This is a genomic window from Nitrososphaerota archaeon (genome assembly GCA_011605775.1).
Taxonomy (GTDB): domain Archaea; phylum Thermoproteota; class Nitrososphaeria; order Nitrososphaerales; family JAAOZN01; genus JAAOZN01.
This window is the reverse complement of record JAAOZN010000029.1, coordinates 1-17942: the sequence shown is the minus strand read 5'-3', so window position 1 is coordinate 17942 and position 17942 is coordinate 1. Positions and strand designations below refer to the sequence as shown.

22 protein-coding genes and 1 tRNA gene are annotated in these 17942 nt (G+C 49.2%); 10 read left to right on the top strand and 13 right to left on the bottom strand.

The window, feature by feature from the left end:
• Window positions 1-1164: DEAD/DEAH box helicase (locus HA494_02560; protein ID NHV96658.1), on the bottom strand; the 1164-nt coding region annotated here is incomplete at its 3' end.
• Window positions 1165-1617: 453 nt separating this feature from the next.
• Between HA494_02560 and HA494_02555 the strand changes: the two genes are divergently transcribed.
• From HA494_02555 to HA494_02540, 4 genes are all read left to right on the top strand, one after another.
• Entirely contained in the window at window positions 1618-2625 is a 1008-nt protein-coding gene (locus HA494_02555) for an LLM class flavin-dependent oxidoreductase (protein ID NHV96657.1), read from the top strand.
• A gap of 4 nt (window positions 2626-2629) precedes the next feature.
• Window positions 2630-3271, top strand: coding sequence for a CPBP family intramembrane metalloprotease (locus tag HA494_02550; protein NHV96656.1), 642 nt, complete (start codon window positions 2630-2632; stop codon window positions 3269-3271).
• A 13-nt stretch (window positions 3272-3284) separates the two neighbouring features.
• Window positions 3285-4175, top strand: coding sequence for a prenyltransferase (locus HA494_02545; GenBank protein NHV96655.1), 891 nt, complete (start codon window positions 3285-3287; stop codon window positions 4173-4175).
• Window positions 4176-4532: 357 nt separating this feature from the next.
• Window positions 4533-4955, top strand: a complete 423-nt coding sequence (locus HA494_02540; protein NHV96654.1) for a RidA family protein — start codon at window positions 4533-4535, stop codon at window positions 4953-4955.
• Between the two features lie 40 nt (window positions 4956-4995).
• Here HA494_02540 and HA494_02535 read toward each other — a convergent pair whose 3' ends face one another.
• The 7 genes from HA494_02535 to HA494_02505 all read right to left on the bottom strand — a co-directional run bounded on the left by HA494_02535 (window position 4996) and on the right by HA494_02505 (window position 9921).
• Window positions 4996-5385 carry a hypothetical protein gene (locus HA494_02535; GenBank protein ID NHV96653.1) on the bottom strand — a complete coding sequence of 130 codons (390 nt, stop codon included), beginning with the start codon at window positions 5383-5385 and terminating at the stop codon, window positions 4996-4998.
• 54 nt (window positions 5386-5439) lie between these two features.
• Window positions 5440-6129, bottom strand: a complete 690-nt coding sequence (locus HA494_02530; GenBank protein ID NHV96652.1) for a nucleotidyltransferase family protein — start codon at window positions 6127-6129, stop codon at window positions 5440-5442.
• 67 nt (window positions 6130-6196) lie between these two features.
• Entirely contained in the window at window positions 6197-6952 is a 756-nt protein-coding gene (locus HA494_02525) for a hypothetical protein (protein ID NHV96651.1), read from the bottom strand.
• Window positions 6953-6985: 33 nt separating this feature from the next.
• Entirely contained in the window at window positions 6986-7495 is a 510-nt protein-coding gene (locus HA494_02520) for an SAM-dependent methyltransferase (GenBank protein NHV96650.1), read from the bottom strand.
• 34 nt (window positions 7496-7529) lie between these two features.
• Entirely contained in the window at window positions 7530-8684 is a 1155-nt protein-coding gene (locus HA494_02515; GenBank protein ID NHV96649.1) for a radical SAM protein, read from the bottom strand.
• Window positions 8668-9780, bottom strand: a complete 1113-nt coding sequence (locus HA494_02510) for a radical SAM protein (protein NHV96648.1) — start codon at window positions 9778-9780, stop codon at window positions 8668-8670. The genes HA494_02515 and HA494_02510 overlap by 17 nt, the downstream gene beginning before the upstream one ends.
• A 51-nt stretch (window positions 9781-9831) precedes the next feature.
• A tRNA-Pro gene (locus HA494_02505) sits at window positions 9832-9921 on the bottom strand.
• Between the two features lie 131 nt (window positions 9922-10052).
• On the opposite strand from HA494_02505, the gene HA494_02500 reads away from it, so the two are divergent.
• The 3 genes from HA494_02500 (at window position 10053) to apgM (ending at window position 12031) form a co-directional block, all read left to right on the top strand.
• Window positions 10053-10358: a winged helix-turn-helix transcriptional regulator gene (locus HA494_02500; GenBank protein ID NHV96647.1), complete on the top strand. Its 306-nt coding sequence runs from the start codon at window positions 10053-10055 to the stop codon at window positions 10356-10358.
• Window positions 10359-10408: 50 nt separating this feature from the next.
• Window positions 10409-10723, top strand: a complete 315-nt coding sequence (locus HA494_02495) for a 30S ribosomal protein S10 (GenBank protein ID NHV96646.1) — start codon at window positions 10409-10411, stop codon at window positions 10721-10723.
• A 66-nt stretch (window positions 10724-10789) separates the two neighbouring features.
• Complete coding sequence (apgM, locus tag HA494_02490) at window positions 10790-12031, top strand: 2,3-bisphosphoglycerate-independent phosphoglycerate mutase (GenBank protein NHV96645.1); 1242 nt, start codon at window positions 10790-10792, stop codon at window positions 12029-12031.
• A gap of 19 nt (window positions 12032-12050) precedes the next feature.
• Here apgM and HA494_02485 read toward each other — a convergent pair whose 3' ends face one another.
• Together HA494_02485 and HA494_02480 are read right to left on the bottom strand one after the other, a co-directional pair.
• On the bottom strand, window positions 12051-12410 hold the full coding sequence (locus HA494_02485) for a DNA-binding protein Alba (protein NHV96644.1): 360 nt from the start codon (window positions 12408-12410) through the stop codon (window positions 12051-12053).
• Window positions 12411-12462: 52 nt separating this feature from the next.
• Window positions 12463-12774 carry a DNA-directed RNA polymerase subunit K gene (locus HA494_02480; protein NHV96643.1) on the bottom strand — a complete coding sequence of 104 codons (312 nt, stop codon included), beginning with the start codon at window positions 12772-12774 and terminating at the stop codon, window positions 12463-12465.
• Between the two features lie 79 nt (window positions 12775-12853).
• Between HA494_02480 and HA494_02475 the strand changes: the two genes are divergently transcribed.
• The gene (locus tag HA494_02475; protein ID NHV96642.1) at window positions 12854-13234 is read left to right on the top strand and encodes a hypothetical protein; all 381 of its coding nucleotides are present in this window, start codon (window positions 12854-12856) and stop codon (window positions 13232-13234) included.
• A gap of 59 nt (window positions 13235-13293) precedes the next feature.
• Window positions 13294-15387, top strand: a complete 2094-nt coding sequence (locus HA494_02470) for a vitamin B12-dependent ribonucleotide reductase (protein ID NHV96641.1) — start codon at window positions 13294-13296, stop codon at window positions 15385-15387.
• Between the two features lie 23 nt (window positions 15388-15410).
• On the opposite strand, the gene HA494_02465 is transcribed toward HA494_02470, so the two are convergent.
• Together HA494_02465 and HA494_02460 are read right to left on the bottom strand one after the other, a co-directional pair.
• Window positions 15411-15554, bottom strand: coding sequence for a hypothetical protein (locus HA494_02465; GenBank protein ID NHV96640.1), 144 nt, complete (start codon window positions 15552-15554; stop codon window positions 15411-15413).
• 4 nt (window positions 15555-15558) lie between these two features.
• Entirely contained in the window at window positions 15559-16917 is a 1359-nt protein-coding gene (locus HA494_02460) for a cation-efflux pump (GenBank protein ID NHV96639.1), read from the bottom strand.
• 170 nt (window positions 16918-17087) lie between these two features.
• Here HA494_02460 and HA494_02455 point away from each other — a divergent pair, with 170 nt between their 5' ends.
• The gene (locus HA494_02455) at window positions 17088-17315 is read left to right on the top strand and encodes a hypothetical protein (protein ID NHV96638.1); all 228 of its coding nucleotides are present in this window, start codon (window positions 17088-17090) and stop codon (window positions 17313-17315) included.
• A gap of 5 nt (window positions 17316-17320) precedes the next feature.
• Here the strand turns inward: HA494_02455 and HA494_02450 are convergent, their stop codons facing one another.
• Window positions 17321-17758, bottom strand: coding sequence for a hypothetical protein (locus HA494_02450; GenBank protein ID NHV96637.1), 438 nt, complete (start codon window positions 17756-17758; stop codon window positions 17321-17323).
• Between the last annotated feature and the right edge of the window lie 184 nt (window positions 17759-17942).

Genomic DNA, 17942 nt, shown 5'->3' with positions numbered 1-17942 from the left:
TACATCGAGTGCTTTATGGTGGATTCTGCTCTCCTCTAGCGAGTGTTTCTTCACACGCTCCAGAAGGGCTAGGCTCTCAGCCTCATCATCTAACCTATCGGTCAAGATCACGCCTTGAGCGGCTTCACCAACCCTATGCCTACTCCTACCAACCCTCTGTATGAGCTTAGTAGCTTGCCTAGGTGAGCCCACTTGGATCACTAGGTTCACAGAACCTATATCCAACCCAAGCTCCAGAGATGATGTAGCTACTACTATCCCTGCTTCGCCGCTCTTGAGCTTCAGCTCGGCTTCCTCTCTGCTCTCCTTCGATAAAGAGCCGTGGTGCACATATGGTTCTAGCTCAGGAGCTTCTGCTCTTAGGGCTGAGACAAGGTATTCGGCTTCGTCTCTGGTGTTTGTGAAGACCAGAACATTACCGCCTCTGCTCATCACCTCCTTAGTCAACTCTGCAACTCTTCTCGCTAAAGGTAGTAGACCGCCCTCCACATACTCGCATCTAACAGCATACCCCCTCTCAACCTTATCCACAAGTACCGCACACTTACGCCCAGCGCCCACGAGGAAGGAGGCTGCTTCATCCAAGTTGCCGACAGTAGCTGATAGGCCTACACGCACAACGCTCGATGAAGTGTAGCTGATCAACCGCTCTAAACTCAAACTCAGATGAGCACCACGCTCACTCCCCAGAAGCTCATGCAGCTCATCCACCACAACCCACTCCAGCCCAGCCAAAGCCTTCTTCATCTTCTTTGTGACCAATAAAATCGCTAATGTTTCTGGTGTGGTTATGAGCACGTCCGGTGGTCTCTGGCCCATCCTCGCCCTTGCCGATGTGGGTGTATCTCCGTGTCTAACCGCAGCGGTTAGCCCGAAGTGTTCAGCGTACCTTACGAGCCTCTTGAATATATCGCGGTTCAGCGCTCTTAGCGGGGTTATGTAGAGTAACCTAACTCCAGCGCTCTTCTCTTGTGAGAGTAGCGTAAATATCGGTACGAGCGCAGCCTCCGTCTTTCCGGAGCCGGTTGGAGCGACGAGCAAGCAGTTTCTCCTCCTCAGAATTACTGGGATTGCTTTAGCTTGTATGTGGGTGGGTGTGGTGAAGCCTAGTTCAGCAAGCCTCTGGAACGCAGTTTTTTCAAGTTCTTCGAATCTGTTCCCCATGGGCTAAGTTGGCTACTCTCCTCTCTTTACCTCAAACTCGTATACGAAGAAGATGACTAGGGTGAGTAGGAAGAGTAGAAGTACAGCATCACCGATGTAGGTAAAGAATTCTGCTACTGTCACGATCCTTTGTTTGTCAAGCGGTGGTATATAAAATAATCTTTTGTGCTGCTTTGTTGCAGGATCACGTGGTCTTTTAATTATTTACACGATCTAGTTCCGTAGAGCAAATTAACTACAGATCTAATTGCAAAATCTGATTTCAGCCTAAAGACCAAGCTGAGCCGAACAAAAATTGGGGCTTCGTCTTGACATTCGCGAGGTGATGCAGAATATTTTGTGGAGCCTAATAAACTGTTAGCTCCTAGTTTAAATACTTCAACGATTTATTCTGCATCACCCATTCGCGAGGTGGCAATGCTTAAATCGGCTAAACCATGACCATCATATGCCTTGAAGCTGGCGGTCGGGCTGAGCATACCTGTTGGTGCGCAACCACTAGCCAATACCATTCGGGTCGCGCAGCTTACTGAACAACTCGGTTTTGACTCTTTCTTCATGCACGAGAACCCGATGTACGGTGATGCGCTTATAGCGGCGTATGCTGTCATGAAGGCAACCTCTAGGATTAGGGTGTGCGCTGGGGTGGTGAGTGTCGTGACAAGGCACCCTGTGATGACAGCGGTTTCAGCGTTGACGCTGCAGAATGAGGGCGGGGGTAGGTTCATTCTCGGCCTAGGCCTAGGGGGTTTCCCTTGGCTGCCCCTAATTGGGGTGGATGTTCAACCAGTTGGTGTGACTAAGCCCCTGAGGAGGATGGTTGAAGCTGTGAATGTGATTCGGGCGTTGACCAGCGGTGAGCCTGCTGTGGTGGAGGGCACCTTTTACAGGGTTAAGGGCTTTAGGTCCGCTGTTAGGCCGTCAAGTCATATCCCCATCTACATCGCATCATTGGGCAGGAAGACTTTGTCGTATGCGCCCAAGGTTGCTGACGGTGTGATTACCAGTCCAGGTGTCTTGACGCCTGAGCAGATCGAAGCCATGGTTTCGTGGGTCAGAATGGGTGAAGAGAAACACGGGAGGAGGGTGAAGAAGGTCGGCTACCTACTGTGCTGTGTGGCTTCCAATGACTGTGAGGCGTATTACGCGATTAAGAGGGACCCATTCTTCATCTACCAGCTCTCTGAGGTTGTGGGTGAGAGTAGCCTCGTGGACTACGGCGTTGACACAACCCCTCTTCCAGAGATCAGGGATGCTTGGCGCAGGAGGGACCTCGGAAGGGCCGCTGAGCTGGTGAGCGATGAAATGGTGCAGGTTCTTACAGCGTCGGGCACGCCTGAAAACGCCCTTCGAAGGCTTGAAGAGTACAGCGGAACTGGGTTGGACCTGTTGGTTCTGTCACCAGTTGGAGACCCAAATTTCTGCCTCAGGACCTTTGCTTCAGCGATTACGGATGAGTAAGGTGATGAGTGGGATGATGGGGGTAATTGGCTCCGGTGTGGTGAAGAGCTATAGGCTCGCCGCCTACATTGCCATAGCCTATCTGCTATGGCTGTTGACCTTCAGGCTGGAGGTTGGGTCCTTCTGGGTGAGGCTAGCGCTATCGGTGGCGGCGCTTCTTGCAGCCTCTCTGAAGGAGAGAAGGGGTTTTCTCACCGATGGGTGGAGTTTTAGACCGCTGCTGCTATTTGTCGGGGCTTTGGTGGGTGTGGTCTTCTATCTATTGCTATACGCTGGTTTTCTTCTGTTTCGACCTCTTGTAGAGGGTGGAGCAATACAGGTCTATTCACTGCGCAGCCAGATGCCTTCATCAACGATCGCCCTAATTCTCCTGTTTACCAGTTTGGGTGAGGAGGTTTACTGGAGGGGTTTTGTGCAGAGCGAATTTAACCTGCGTTTTGGAGCGGCGAAAGCTTTATTCTCTACAGCTGGGCTATATGCGTTCGTGCATGTTTGGACGCTGAATCCCCCGCTGATCCTAATCGCGCTTCTCGCCGGTCTAATCTGGGGGGCTCTGTACATCAAGACTAAGTCTCTTCAGTCGGCGATAGCCTCCCACATAATCTGGACTGAGATGGTCTTTGTGTTCTTCCCGCTACTTGGCTAGGGGTTGGGAGGTTATGGATCTAGCAGCGTGGTTCTTGGCGACACGCCCATGGTCGTTCACGATGACTATAGTTGGGGTCGCGATAGCTTCTAGCCTAGCCGCCAGTGTGGGTGTCGTGGAGCCGCAGCTAACGACCCTTGTCTTGATCGGGCTAGTGCTCTTCCATGCAGCGGCCAATATGCTCAACGATTACTTCGACGTGAAGCGTAGGGTCGATCGGCCAGACGCGCCTACAGCGAAGTATAGGCCGCACCCCTTCTTGGCGAAGCAGATCCCGTCTCGAAGCTTTCTATGTGCGGTGGCAGCCCTATACCTGCTGGTTGTCGTGGCGATTATCTACGCGTGGATTATCCGGGGAGCTTTGGTGCTGCTCTTCGCGATACCAGGCCTCTTCTTCAGCGTCTTCTACACCGCCGACCCCATTCACCTCAAGTATAGGGCATTGGGGGAGTTCAGCGTTTTCTTGGTCTGGGGTCCTATTATGGTGACTGGGGCCTACTACGTGCTCACGGCGAGGATCGAGATAACCCCTATGCTGGTCTCCCTGCCCCACGGAATCTGGGTTGCCCTCGTCCTCTTAGCCAACAATACACGTGATATAGAGTATGATAGGGGAGAGGGCATCAAAACTCTACCGATCCTTCTGGGTAAGGATAGAAGCTTGAAGGTGTTTCAACTCCTCGTCTACTCCACATACCTGATAGTGGTCGCTCTGGTAATAACAGGGATCTTAACAGCCCTTTCTCTTCTCACATTCCTGACGCTTCCCGCTGCTGTGCGTCTAGCCAGAACCTTCAGGCGGGCTTTGCCAGATACTGCAGATCCTATGACCGCAAAGCTGACATTACAGTTCGGCGCCCTGCTAGCGCTTGGAATCTACATTGGAACGACGCTGCCAGTCTAGGCATTAGAGTTAGTCGCCAGAAAGATAGGATCTGACTCTGAAACAGCTAGGCGAGCTTTTGGCTTATGTAGAAGATGAGGAGTGGAAGGAGCGTTCTTCAATCTATAGGAGGCACTCCTAGGTTTGTTGGTTGGGGGGTCAGATAGGGAGTTTTGAGGATCTAGCAACGTAGCGTAGACCTAATTAGACGAGCTTGTGCTCACAGACGAAACTCACTGATTAAGGGGCTTGGTGATGCAAAATATTTTGAGGAGCCTAATGAACTGTTAGCTCCTAGTTTGAATACCTCAACGATTCATTCTGCATCAAGGCGCTTCCTCGTAAAGCTTAATGGTCTGTTGGTTAGCACCTCTAGGTATGAAGAAGACTTACCCTCTTTATTATGGTGGCGTGAAACAAAGGTTCGCTAGGTCTGTCGTCGTCGGTGATCTGATCTTCCTCTCCGGTTCAAGTGGCAGAACTCTTGAAACTGGGGAGGTTTCTTCGCTTGATGTGAGGGAGCAGACTTGGGTTGCTTTGGAGAAGATCAGACTGGCGCTTGAGGAAGCTGGTTCGAGTATGGATTACATAGTGAAGACCGTCATCTACCTTAAGGATATGGCAGACTATGAAGCTGTCCGGGAAACAGAAACACGCTACTATGAGAAGTACGCCCCCTCTCTGCTAGAAGAAAGGCCGGCAAGCACCTGTGTTCAAGTTGTCTCACTCTCGAAGCCAAACATGCTGGTCGAGATAGACGCAATAGCGACCTTTCCACCTAGAAGAAAAAGAAAGAGGTAAACGAAAGAGTTTTTCCGTATCTTTCTTCTTTCTCGCTACACTAATTGCGAGGTTCCTCTCCCTTTCTTCCATCGAATCTAGCAGCTTCTTGCTCCAGTATCTCTTCAACCTTCTGGAAGTAGAGCCTAGTTGCGAAGGGCATTTGCGGTAGATGCTCCTCGATCACATCGAGCAGATATGGTACTGCTCTTCTTGACGCTTTTATGTGGAACTTCATTGTGAGGATAGGGTCACGCTCGACAGAGATCGTGTCTCTCAACTCATCTGGGCAGATCTCCTTGGCACGCTCCACTATAAAGTCGTACCAAGAAGCGAGCAGATCTGGGTCTAAGCCACTCTTCACATCCTCTATTATAGCGGTGAGCTTCTCTAGCACCCTTACTTCGATGTCCCCACTCAATCTATCAGATATGCTGCCTAACTGATCCAATAAGAGGGTTAATCGAAGAATATAGACAGAGGGGCGTAAAATAATTAGAGCAGATCAGCACTGCTTACCAGATAGCTCACGCTCCACCTCCTCGATATCCTTGTGGACATCTATGGAGCGCCAGAAGCAGTCCTTGTAGCGAACAGCTTTAAGAAGACCCTTAGCCGCCAACTCCGGGAAGGTTGTGGTTTCGATGTTACTCTTCTCCTTCAAATAGGGGAAGACTTCAGCACTTAGGCAGTATACACCCGCGTTTATCCAATAGGTGTGTAAGATCGGTTTTTCGACGAAACTCGTTACCACCTCTCTCTCGTCTATGTTGATTATGCCGTAAGGTGAGCGTAGGGGTACGAGCGCCAACGTACCCACATATCCCTCCACATCGTTCATAAGAGGCCTCGGATCAAGGTCTGTAAGTATATCCCCATTCAACACGAGGAAATGCTTATCACCTCTAAGAAGGTGCTCAGCATTCAAAATTGCGCCTCCAGTACCGAGCGGCTCATCCTCCACAACATATCCAACACGCACACCGAACTTCCTACCATTGCCCAGATACTCGATTATCTTCTCCTTCAAAAACCCTATACACAATATCACATCCTCAACCCCGTGGCTGCGAAGCCACTCGATCTGCCTAACTAAAATAGGCTTACCGCAGATTTCGATCAGAGGCTTTGGGATGGTGTCTGTGATCGGTTTAAGCCTCTTGCCGAAGCCACCAGCCAAGATGACGGCCTTCACATAGAACACCCGGCTAACCTTAAGATATGCCCTCCACAGATAGATAAATAACTTTCCCATAGGCTTTTCAGTCAACATAGAGTAGGCGTGATGCCTTTAGGCTTCTGACTATCGGTGTGCCGACGACGGTCGCCAATATTACGAGGACGACTCTCTCGATTGGGTAGATGTAGAAGACTGTATTCCAGATCAATAGGTACGATTCGGGTTTGACTACACCGAGGTACTGACCTAGGATGACCTCGAAGAGTATGCCGCCTGTAGAGTGCTGTAGCATCGTGCCGATTAAGCTCAGCACCACCAACCCCTTAGCCAAGTTAGCTGTAGAAGCCCCTCTAACCCACTCAGCAGCCCTTCTGCTCAGGGGCGAAACGAGCACCACTAAAGCTAGGTAGTGTAGCCAGTGGAAGGGTAGTGGTATGCTCTGGTTAGGAAGATTTACATTCACGAAGAGTGCTGTAAGCGGGTTGGCTAAGAATGCAGCTAAGACGAGTATGTTAAGCGCAATCGCAGAAACAAACTTTCTACGCAGAATCAAACCAACCACGAGAGCGTTGAGTGTTGCTGGTAAGAAGTCTAGAAAGAGGAAGGTAACGGGTTTACCTAGGGCTATGGCTATGAATGTCCCAAGTATGACACTGAGCGGCCCTATTATTGGGCCTAGTATGACCCCGTAGATCGGCGCAATCATGTCTGAGAGTGAGAAGACGGCGCCTGAAACACCTATCATCGGGAAGGTCGGGATCAGCCTTAAAACAGCGTACAGCACAGCAAAGATCGCAACAGAAGCGACAATCCTAGCCCTACTCTTCCCGCTACTCAACTCTTCTAACCGCTAACTATTTGAGCAAACCCATTAAAAACGTTTCATTAACTTGGGTTGGTAGAGGTAGAGGATGTGGATCTTGCCGTCACACTTCACGTTAAGCACCTCTATAGGTCTCCAGTCTGGGATAGGGTAGTCGTGCGCAACAACCCTAGCACCACTCGGCAGCTCTAGTAGAAGCTTCTTTGAGAGTCTTCGGTTTGCTTCAGGGAGCAGATATAGTGTGACCACATCAGCCCCTCTAAGCGTGGTCTGGAAGAGGTCTTCTTGCCTCACCTCTATCCGCTCCTTCAGCCCCTGTCTAATCACCTTCTCCCTAATTAGGCTGCTTCTCCAAGGGTCTAACTCGACCGCAACACCCTTTGCTGAAAACTTGTTTACAGCCGTGAAAACTATCCTACCATCTCCTGCGCCCAAATCGTACACTACCTCATCCGGCTTCACGGCCGCTAGCTGAAGCATCTTCTCAACCACCGTGTGAGGGGTTGGAACAAAGGGTATCTCCTTTAAGGTGTTGGAGACCCTTGGCTTCACAGCCAACTAAACCGCCTCCTAGTTAGCTGCAAAGCTGAGCCTAAATAAATCTGTTAAACCCGCTACCATAGTATCGTAGCAGCTCAACGTTCCCAACATTGACCCTCTTTAGGTGTCTTCTAGCCGCTTGAAAGCACCTCTCGACTTGAGCGACACTCGTCACAGGTAGATCTGTTAGCAAGTAGTCTGGGTGGAAGACCAGCAGACTATAGGGTATCTGCGGATCAATATCAGCGAGGAAAGAAGATATCTGCTCAACCTCATATTCATCGACGTAACCGGGCACAAGTAGGGTGGTGGCTGTGATGAGTGGTGGAGATACCCTAAGCGGCTTAAACTCTTCAGCTACCGAGCTAAGGTTATCGAAGGCAGCTCTATTAGATACGCCGCAGAGCGCTTTGCTAAGCTCCTCACTCCAACACTTAAGGTCGAACTTAAGGTTACCCCCACTCTTGTAGGCTAGCGCAGCAGCCCTTTTTACGAGAAGCAGGTTGCCGCATCCGTTCCACTCGAAGCAGATTCTTAGAACCCTATTGCCAACAGCCTCAAGAGCCCTTTTTGAAGCTTCTAGGGCGAATGGTAGCTGAGGTTCGGGTGAGCCGCCGAAGAAGCACCAGCAGGTAATCCTTGTGTTGTTTAGTGTAGCCCGTATTAGGGTTTCGGCACTTTCTGGTTTTATCCCACCAAAAGATTTGTGTGAATGGTTCTGGCAGAAGAGGCAGTCGAAGTTGCAACCATAGAAGAATATGGCTAGATTGTAGTAGCCTAACTCAGCACCATCTCTTACAGCATACTGGGGGTAGCCTGCGCCTGTACCAGCTGGGCAGCACCAAGCTGAGCAGCAGTTGGTTACGTGTGGATCTAGGTAGTGGTAGAAGAGCCCTCTCTTGGGTGAGGTTAAGCTTTTGAGCCTACCGCCTACGTTGACCCTTAGCCCGCAGTAGCCTACTTCGCCATCCCCTAATGTGCATTTGTTAGAGCATATGGCGCAGGGTATGCCTCTTTTGCTTCTGCTCGGCTTATCCGGTAATCCGAGTCTGGCTCTAGCTTCTTTATGCGCCTCAGAGACTATCGGTAGAGATTGATCTGGCTTAGAGCGTATGCAGTCTATACAGACACCTATTGTTGATGATACCACTTTATCTTCGTCGCCGCAGACTCTGCAGACCGCCCTACTCTTATGATACCGGCTCATAGACCAGACCTAGGCTCTCGGCTATAGCATATGCCCTCTCTAGCTCGTCTCGCCTAAGCCTCCTTGCAATGTCAATATACTTTTCGGGGTTTGAGGGGACTAGGTGGTCTGGGTGGTACTGACCCATTACATTGACTAGCGCTCTGGGGCAGTTTTTTGCGATCCACTCCAAGACAGGTTTTGTGCAGCATTCTATGTGGTTTGGTAGAACGAGGTGGCGTATGATGATGTCCCCGTTTGCATGTGCGATTATGTGGTTTCTTGAAACTACTTCAAAATATCTGGGCACTTTAGAGAGCCTCACTGCGCATTTATCGTTGCCATATTTGAAGTCCGGTAGCCAGATATCTATCACATCCTTCAATATACTCATAGCTTCCTCTGTTAAGTACATGTTGCTGTTCCAGAGCATAGGCACATTCACATCCACGTAACGCATACTCTCTAAGATGGTGTGAAGGTGCATCGTAGGGTCACCACCCACAAAGTTTATGTTAAGCACTCCATCTAACCTAAGCCTCTTGATTATCAGAGCGAGCCTCTTAGCATCTACAACAACACCATTACTCCAATCTTGTGAGATGTCCCAGTTCTGGCAGAAGACGCACCTAAAGGTGCAGCCTGTGAAGAATATTGTGCCAGAGCCTCCTGAGCCGACTAAAGGAGGCTCCTCACCGTAGTGGTGGAACCAGGTTGAGATGAGAGACTTATCCCCGAGTTTGCAAGCGCCCCTCCTACCCTCTACCGTCCTATCGACTCTGCACCTCCACTCGCAGAAGCTGCACCTCTTCAGCATCCTCTTAGCCAACTCGATCTTTATGTCGAGCAGACTGAACTTCGGCTCATCCCTCTGCTCTACTGTTGCTGCCCCAGACTTGACTTGCTGCAGGGTTTCTGCGAACTTCCCTTGGAGGCGGCTATGCTCCTTTAGAAGGTCTTCGATGCCGGCTTGTGTAGGGTCAAGATCAGTCCCTATTGATCTACAGATTCTGAACTTGGCTGGTTTGCGGTCAAGCATAACCTCATAGTACCAGCTCAACCTATCCTTGACTCGCTCATCACTCCAGACGAAGAGCGCGCTTGATTTAAAGAACATCCCTTCCAAGAAGCTCTTGATGTTCGAGGTGCCTTATATTCGTTAAAAAAGTGGGGTCGGTGGGATTTGAACCCACGATCACATGGGCTCTCGGCTGAGCTCCCAAGCCATGTAGCCTAGACCAGACTAGCCGACGACCCCTAAAATGGAGCCTTCCTTCACCAGCCAAATATATCTTCCCATCCACCCTCTCTCGACGTATATGGTCGCTGCATCTATCTAAATTGCTTAAAGGATAACATTAATTATATAGTGCCACTATATTATGGCTGATGTCCGAAGAAATGCTTCAAGAAGTCGCCAAGGTCTTTTATGCGCTGAGCAGCGTGGCTAGGCTTAGAATTCTTTCTCTTCTAGAATCAAGTAGGAGACCACTACACATAAAGGCGGTTTCTAGGGCGCTTAAGATAGATTACGCTACCGTGTATAGGCACATTAAAGCACTGGAATCAGCTGGGTTGGTTGAAATATATGATGTTGGTAGATCTAGGGTTGTGGAGGTAAAGGACCCCAACACACTCAAAGAACTCATAGCGAAGGCTGGGGAACTTAAGCAGAGGGCGGCGAAGAACGAGTAAAATCTATAAATAGCCAAAGTGGGCGGCATAACCGTAAGGTGAACCAGGGTTTGCCCCAGTCAGCGCGAATCAAGCTCACGAGCACAAACCTAGAGAACCTTGAGGCGGTCTGTAGAGAGATAAAGGGTATCGTAGAGAAGACTGGGGTTAGGATGAAGGGTCCCATCCCTCTGCCCACTAAGAGGTTAAGGGTTGTAACAAGGAAGGCGCCCTCAGGTCAGGGGAGCCACACGTTCGACAAATGGGAGATGAGGATTCATAGGCGGCTTATAGATATAGATGCTGATGAGCGGACTATGAGGCAGCTTACACGCCTACGCATACCTGAAGATGTATATATTCAGCTAAATTTAAGCACTCATTAGACAAGCAATTTTTATATTACACATCTACAGTTGTATCGATGTAAGTGGTTGAAGAGGTTACTCTACATTCTACTAGATGGTGTAGGTGATCGCCCTAACCCAGAACTTAACTACACAACCCCTCTTGATGCTGCATTAACACCTAATCTTGATGCGCTAGCGAGGCAAGGCGTCAAAGGCTTAGTCTACCCTGTAGGTGAAGGTATTGCCCCAGAATCAGATATTGCGGTCTTCTCTATGCTGGGCTACGATGTCTACGCTGAGTACCCGGGGCGTGGCGTTATTGAAGCGGTGGGCTTAGACCTCGACTTCAGATCAGGCGACCTAGCGGTTAGAGCGAACTTCGCAACAGTAGATGAGTCGAATAAGATAGTTGATAGAAGGGTCGGCAGAGACCTCAGCGAAGAGGAAGCTAAATCTCTGGCTCAAGCATTGAATGAGCAAGTCAAGCTGAGCGGTGCCACATTCAGATTTGTGCACTCTGTTGGACATAGGGCTGTACTTGTAATAAGAATTGAGGGAGAGCGCCTATCTGGCATGATAAGTAACACAGATCCAGCATATGAGCGTGTAGGTAGGCTTGGCGTAGCCAAAGAAGGGAGGGTCTCACCCTACATAAAAGAAGCGAAGCCTCTAGAAGATACAAGGGCTGCTAAACTCGCTGCTGAGCTAGTAAACGAATTCACTAGACAGGCTCTTAAGGTGTTGAAGGACCACCCGGTGAATCAAGAGCGCATAAAGCGGGGGCAGCTACCGGGAAACGCGGTGCTTCTTAGAGATGCTGGAAACGAGCTTCCCTCAATCAAGCCACTTTACGATAGATTCAAGATGCGCTTCGCAGCATTAACCGATATGCCTGTGGAGAGAGGTGTGGCAAAGATAACGGGTATGCAGAGCTTTGAGGCAGGAGGGTTAAGGGATTACGCAGCTAAAGCGAAGAAGGCTCTTGAGCTGCTCGCAAGATACGGTGGTGTATATGTTCATCTGAAGGGCCCGGATGAACCCGGGCACGATGGTGACGCTTGGGGTAAGAAGAAGGTCATAGAAGATATTGATCAGCACTTCTTCAGCAAGCTGCTACTTAACATCGACCTAGATCAAGTTGTAGTAGCAATATCCGCTGATCACTCAACGCCTTGCAACTTAAGGTCTCACTCAGCCGACCCCGTGCCACTCCTTATAACTGGTGGTAAAGCGGGTAAAGATGAGCCCTGTAGATTTACTGAAAAAGATTGTAGGAAAGGAAGTTTAGGAAGTCTAATAGGTAAAGAAGTGCTGGAGAGGGTCTACTCCTTCCTACCGCGATAGCCGTTAAGCTAAGGTTTCTCTACTGCTTTCTTCCCACTTTGATTTCGATTGTTGAAACGTTTCTGACGTCCTCGCCTGTACCGACCTGCTCTGTATCTATAACTATGCTCTTGACCTCGTAGGCGTTATTACCAAGCCTCTTAGTTATAATCTCAGCGACATCTACCGCTCTAGATATGACCATTCCCCTAGCTTTGAGCACGACTTCACCCATCTGCGCAAGCTGGATTAGAGCAGACATAGCGTAGCTCATCACAGGCTTCTTCCCTATGAAGATGTGGTTAGGAGGCGAGGTTCTCACAGGCTTCTTCTCCGCAGCCTTGCTCTCCGCAGCCGCGTTCTCAGATGCGTTTTTAGACTTGGCATTTGCTTTAGACATAGCGCATCAGCACAACACATCCAACCAAACTCTATATAAATGTATTTTTCCTCTAGAGGAGGTCTGCTATCGGTATATCTTGGTACTCGCCATCCGGCAGTACTCTTCTTATGGATATAGGGAGGGCCTTCGCCTCAAGCTCTTTACGCGCTAGAGTCATAGGGTCCTTAATACTTGGGTCTAAAGGTATGAAGGGTGGAGCGCCTAATGCTAGCTGCAGCGCCCTTGCCCCAATAATCCTCGCCCGCTCAAATCGAGTAAGCCTCGGAGGTCCGATACGCACCTTCTCCTTTTTAGGCTTCGCCTCCTTCTCCCTCTTCCCCTTTGCTTTACTAGCGGCTACAGCATCAGACAAATCAGCCACCTAGTGAATTAAAGGAGCACTGCCTAGGGTAAGAGATAAATCTTACGGGCAACCTTCTTCTACAGAGCGCTGGTCACACTTGCAGATATCTGCTACACGTAGATCGATAAAGATAGAAGTTGCTGGGAAAGGACTGTGTGAAGGCGAATTCCATAGGCACAAAGCCCCCTTAACAGTAGGGCTTCTTTTGCGCAGCCTCCCACTGAGTGGGCGGGCGGTAAGGTACAAGGACGAATTTGTATACTTCACCACAAATCTTGTAGCGGGCTTGGAGAAGCCGAGCCAAACATTCAAAAAAGGCGATATCGCCTTCCTCCCTCTAAACGGCTCCATCTGCATCTTCCTTAAAGACTGCCAACTAAACCAACGCATGACACCGCTCGGTCAAGTAACCTCTGGGCTGGAGGTTATAGGCTCAGCAGCAGCCGGAGACGTAATAACCATCCTCCCCGCACCTTAAGTTGATAAGCAAGCACAACATAACAGTTAGATGTGCAGAGCAAACCCTGGCCTACTCAGATCGTAAAGCGTGATGGTAGAGTAGAGGAGTTTAAGCGCGAAAAGATAGTAAACGCTGTCTTAAAAGCTCTTACAGCAACGCAGCAAGGAGACGGTAAGACGGCTGAGAAGATCGCCGATAAGGTCATCTCGGTGCTGAGGCTAAGTGCTGGCAAAAGAGTGCCTACGGTGGAGGAGGTGCAGGACCTTGTTGAGAAAGCCCTTATAGAGGAAGGGTTAGCTGAAACGGCGAAGGCATACATACTATATAGAAAGAAGAGGGCTGAGATAAGAGCTGCAAAGAGCTTTGTCGGCGTGGTAGACGACCTTAAGCTGTCTGTGAACGCAGCGATCGTGCTTCAGAAAAGGTATCTGAGGCGAGATGATACTGGTAGAATAATAGAAACACCCTCGGAGATGTTTAGGCGTGTAGCACGCTGTGTAGCCAAGGTTGAGGGGCGCTACGGAGGGGATGTAGAGAAGGCAGAGAAGACATTCTATAACCTAATGACTTCGTTACACTTCCTCCCTAACTCGCCCACACTAATGAACGCTGGAACCCCGATCGGTCAGCTTTCAGCCTGCTTTGTATTACCTGTGGAGGACTCGATAAGAGGGATCTTCGATGCCCTAAAGTATATGGCGCTCATACACCAGTCAGGTGGAGGAACTGGCTTCTCATTCTCCAAGCTGAGACCCAAGGGCGATATAGTTAGATCCACGCACGGTGTAGCTTCGGGCCCAGTCTCTTTCATGCGAATATTTGATGCGGCAGCAGAGGTGATTAAGCAAGGAGGCAGAAGGCGGGGCGCCAACATGGGTGTGCTAGACGTCACACACCCAGACATAATGGAGTTCATAGGCTGCAAAAGTGGTGGAAACGCGTTAACCAACTTTAACATCTCAGTCGCTGTAACCGACGACTTCATGAAGAGGGTTGAAGCTGGTGAAGAATACAGCCTCATCAACCCTAGGACTGGTCAAGAGGTTAAGAAGATGCCTGCGCGGAGCGTCTTCGACTTCATAGTCACTATGGCTTGGTCTACTGGCGACCCTGGTCTACTGTTTATGGATAGGATAAATGAGGCTAACCCAACACCTCACGTGGGTAGGATAGAGGCCACTAACCCGTGTGGTGAGCAGCCCCTATTACCCTATGAGTCCTGTAATCTAGGCTCGATCAACCTTGCGAAGATGGTCAAGGATGGTAAGATCGATTGGGATAGGTTGAGGGAGACCGCTAGGCTTGCTGTTCAGTTCCTCGACGATGTTATAGATGCGAACAAGTTCCCTCTGAAGAAGATTGAGCAAGTTACAAAGTCGAATAGGAAGATCGGTGTTGGTGTTATGGGCTTCGCCGAGATGCTCATACAGCTAGGCGTACCCTATGCTTCAGAGAAGGCTCTGCAGATCGCTTCAGATGTTATGCGCTTCGTAACCGAGGTGTGTAGAGAACGCTCTAAGGAGCTTGGAGAAGAGAGGGGAAGCTTTCCGAACTTCCACGGGAGCGTCTGGGAGAAGAAAGGGTACACCGCTATGCGTAACGCTACAGTGACGACGATAGCCCCGACAGGCTCGATCTCTATAATAGCGGGCTGCTCAAGTGGAATAGAGCCTATCTTCGCTGTCAGCTACGTTAGAAATGTGCTTGAGGGGACTAGGCTCCTTGAAGTGAACCACTACTTTGAGGAGATGGCTAAGAGAGAGGGCTTCTACAGCGAGCAGCTGATGCATAAGATAGCAAAGACAGGGACGCTAAGAGGTTTGGATGAGGTGCCAGAGCACGTAAAAGAGGTCTTTCAGACCGCTTTTGATGTACCCCCTGAGTGGCACGTTAAGATGCAGGCTGCCTTCCAAAAGTATACTGATAACGCTGTCTCTAAGACCGTTAATCTACCCTATGAGGCGACGACCGAAGATGTGCGTAGGGTGTATTTACTAGCATATAGGCTGGGCTGCAAAGGGATAACCGTCTACAGATACGGTAGTAAAGGTGAACAGGTCCTTTACCTCGGCGGATTTGAGAGACCAGACACGAAGATATTTGATCAGTACGTGGGAGCGAGTTTAGAGTATGCTGGTGGATGCCCAACTCCCGTATGTGGTCTAAGCTAAAAAAATGGATGGTGGGTGTGCGGCTACTTCTTCTCCTCAGCCTTCTTTTCTTCTGTCTTTTTAGCAGCCTTCTTCTTTTTCTTAGCCATCTTCGACTTCACAACTATAATGTATGCCGAATATTTAAAGTTATTTCCATGGATTAGAGGTTTTAGCGAGAGTATCAAAAAATTATTTGGAGTCGCCTTCAGCTTCTATGTGGAGGGTAACGTTAAGCCTCTGATACTTTTCAACGATCTTCCTCTCGATCTCCGTAGCAACGGCATGCGCCTCTTCGACCGTAAGGTTGTCTCTCAAGACACATCTAACATCAGCATACTCCTTCTTCTCGTCACCATATATCTTTACATCACTAACCTTCTTAACGAATCTATTCGCCTCAACAATCTCTTTAATACTCTCAGCCACATCCCTATTGTCGATTACATATGCTTTGATGTGTTCTTGAGTAGGCTCTATGTGTACGGTTGCAGAACCTATTCCGCTAACCTCTCTCATCACCCTCCTCTCAACCTCTTCAGCTATCTCGTGCGCCCTATCGGTTGATAGATTAGGGTCAACTTCTATGTGGAGGGTCAGATGCTGAGCCTGACCAACATCTGTCAAAGCAACTTTATGCACACCTCTAACCCCCTCCACCCTACCAGCAACGTGTTGGATACGGTCAACAAGCGTTGGTTGTTGAGGAGAAGGTTTGAGTTTAACCGAAATCTCGCTCTTCCCAATGGTATCTTGAATCTTCTTCTGCAGATCGCTTACGATCAAGTCTGCCTCCTTAACGCTGAGTTCTTGAGGTACGGCTATGTCAACATCAACAAATATCTTGTCGCCGACTTTACGCATCCTTAGGTTATCAAAATGTTTGATATTTGGGTGAGTCTGTATGCTTGCTTTCACCCTATTGAATACGCTCTTAGGCACAGCGTCACTTAGATCAAGGCTAGTGCGGTACACCATCTTCAAGCTCAAGTAAAAGAAGAGAGCACATAATATGAGCGCAGCAAACGTGTCTCCAACGAATATGTTTAATGAAGCGAATGCAAAACCAGCTAGCGCGACGAGAGTGGAGGAGAAGTCTGATAGAGCGTGAAAAAGGTCAACTTTTACCGTTACACTCTCCCCGCCTTTCAAAGAAGCGTTTAAAACAAAGATCCTTAAGCCATCTACGGCCAGCGTGTAGAAGATCGCTAAGAAACCTATTAACTCGGGGTTAATGTTATGCTCACCCTCTATAAGCCTCCTTGCAGCTGACCAGACTATATCAACCCCCAACACAAAAAGGAGGAGACCACCTAAGAAGCCCCCGATGGATTCAATCTTCCCGTGACCATAGGTATGCGTCTCGTCAGGAGGCTTCAGCGACAGATGTGTGGCGACAAGCAGTGTCAATGTGGCTAGAACATCAAAGAGGGCGTGCAGCGCATCGGAAAGCAGAGCTAAACTATTCGTTAATATTCCAGCAGCCCCCTCTACTACAACCACTGAGGCTATGGCGGCTAATGAGAGTGTAAGAGCTCTAGTCTTATTCAACTCCTATTAGAAGGGTGAGTGTAGGCGGGATATAGGTTTAACCAGCAACCTACCGCCCTAGATGATATTAAAGAGCGATTAGGTTTTCTTGTCAACCCCAAGGCTGTTAAGCTGCAACTTTTTAAGCGCCTAACACATCTACTCTGGTATGCCAGAAGACTACAGATACGTTGTTAAGGTTGTGGAGCTGGATAAGCCTATACGTTGTTAAGGTCTCTAAGGAGGTGCAGGATAGCCTTAAAGGAGTTGCTAGCGGTAAGATGCTGGCTAAGATGAAGAGGGAAGCCGTTGACTGCCCTGTTCTAAATAGGCGCGTACCGTTTCTAGAATGCTTCGCCTGCAAGAACTTTCAAAGAAGGTTTAAGGGGGAGGTTCAGTGCATCGGAGACCCCCTATGAGCAAATTACGCTGAAGCCTCAGCGTCTTCAAAGAGCAGGTTCCACTTTCTGCAGATGTAGTAAGCGAGCCTCCAGAACCCAACGGAAGGCGGCTTCTTCGGGATGTCAAAGATGTTGACCACATACACATACTGCGTAGCTCTTCTACTAGCATCCCAAGTAGGCACATTCCTCTGTATAAAACCCATGGCTACTAGGTTTCTTAGAATGGTTACGTAGAAGTTTCTCCTACTGTACTTTAGAGGCTTACCCTCGTAGAGAAGTTCGCCCCTCTGCAGTCTATCTGCGAATCTGCTAACTTGGCCCTTACTCACCCTACCCTTATTCTCTTTTAGGAACTGTATGAAGAGGTGTGCTGCTGCTTGTGTCTTTTTGTTCGGGAAGATAACCTCCAAAGCCGTTTTAGCGGATAATATCTTCTCTTCGGTAAAGGCTAGGCGCATTAGCAACCTATTCCAAAGCCTGAGATATATCCGCTTCGTATCGGGACACAGCGTTTATTAGGAGCCTGAGAGCTTAGGGTAAAAATGTGGGCCACGTTTTCTTAAAAGCAGTTTTTAGAGGGAAGGAAGTGCTTGAAGTGGATAAGATGCTGGTTGATACAGGCGCTTCCTTTACAGTTATGCC

What these genes read in the sequence shown, in the direction of transcription:
- HA494_02550 (NHV96656.1), top strand. Translation starts at nt 2,630, where the DNA reads ATGAGTGGGATGATGGGGGTAATTGGCTCCGGTGTGGTGAAGAGCTAT.
- HA494_02545 (NHV96655.1), top strand. Translation starts at nt 3,285, where the DNA reads ATGGATCTAGCAGCGTGGTTCTTGGCGACACGCCCATGGTCGTTCACG.
- HA494_02540 (NHV96654.1), top strand. Translation starts at nt 4,533, where the DNA reads ATGAAGAAGACTTACCCTCTTTATTATGGTGGCGTGAAACAAAGGTTC.
- HA494_02515 (NHV96649.1), bottom strand. Translation starts at nt 8,684, where the DNA reads ATGAGCCGGTATCATAAGAGTAGGGCGGTCTGCAGAGTCTGCGGCGAC.
- HA494_02510 (NHV96648.1), bottom strand. Translation starts at nt 9,780, where the DNA reads ATGTTCTTTAAATCAAGCGCGCTCTTCGTCTGGAGTGATGAGCGAGTC.
- HA494_02500 (NHV96647.1), top strand. Translation starts at nt 10,053, where the DNA reads ATGTCCGAAGAAATGCTTCAAGAAGTCGCCAAGGTCTTTTATGCGCTG.
- HA494_02485 (NHV96644.1), bottom strand. Translation starts at nt 12,410, where the DNA reads ATGTCTAAAGCAAATGCCAAGTCTAAAAACGCATCTGAGAACGCGGCT.
- HA494_02450 (NHV96637.1), bottom strand. Translation starts at nt 17,758, where the DNA reads ATGCGCCTAGCCTTTACCGAAGAGAAGATATTATCCGCTAAAACGGCT.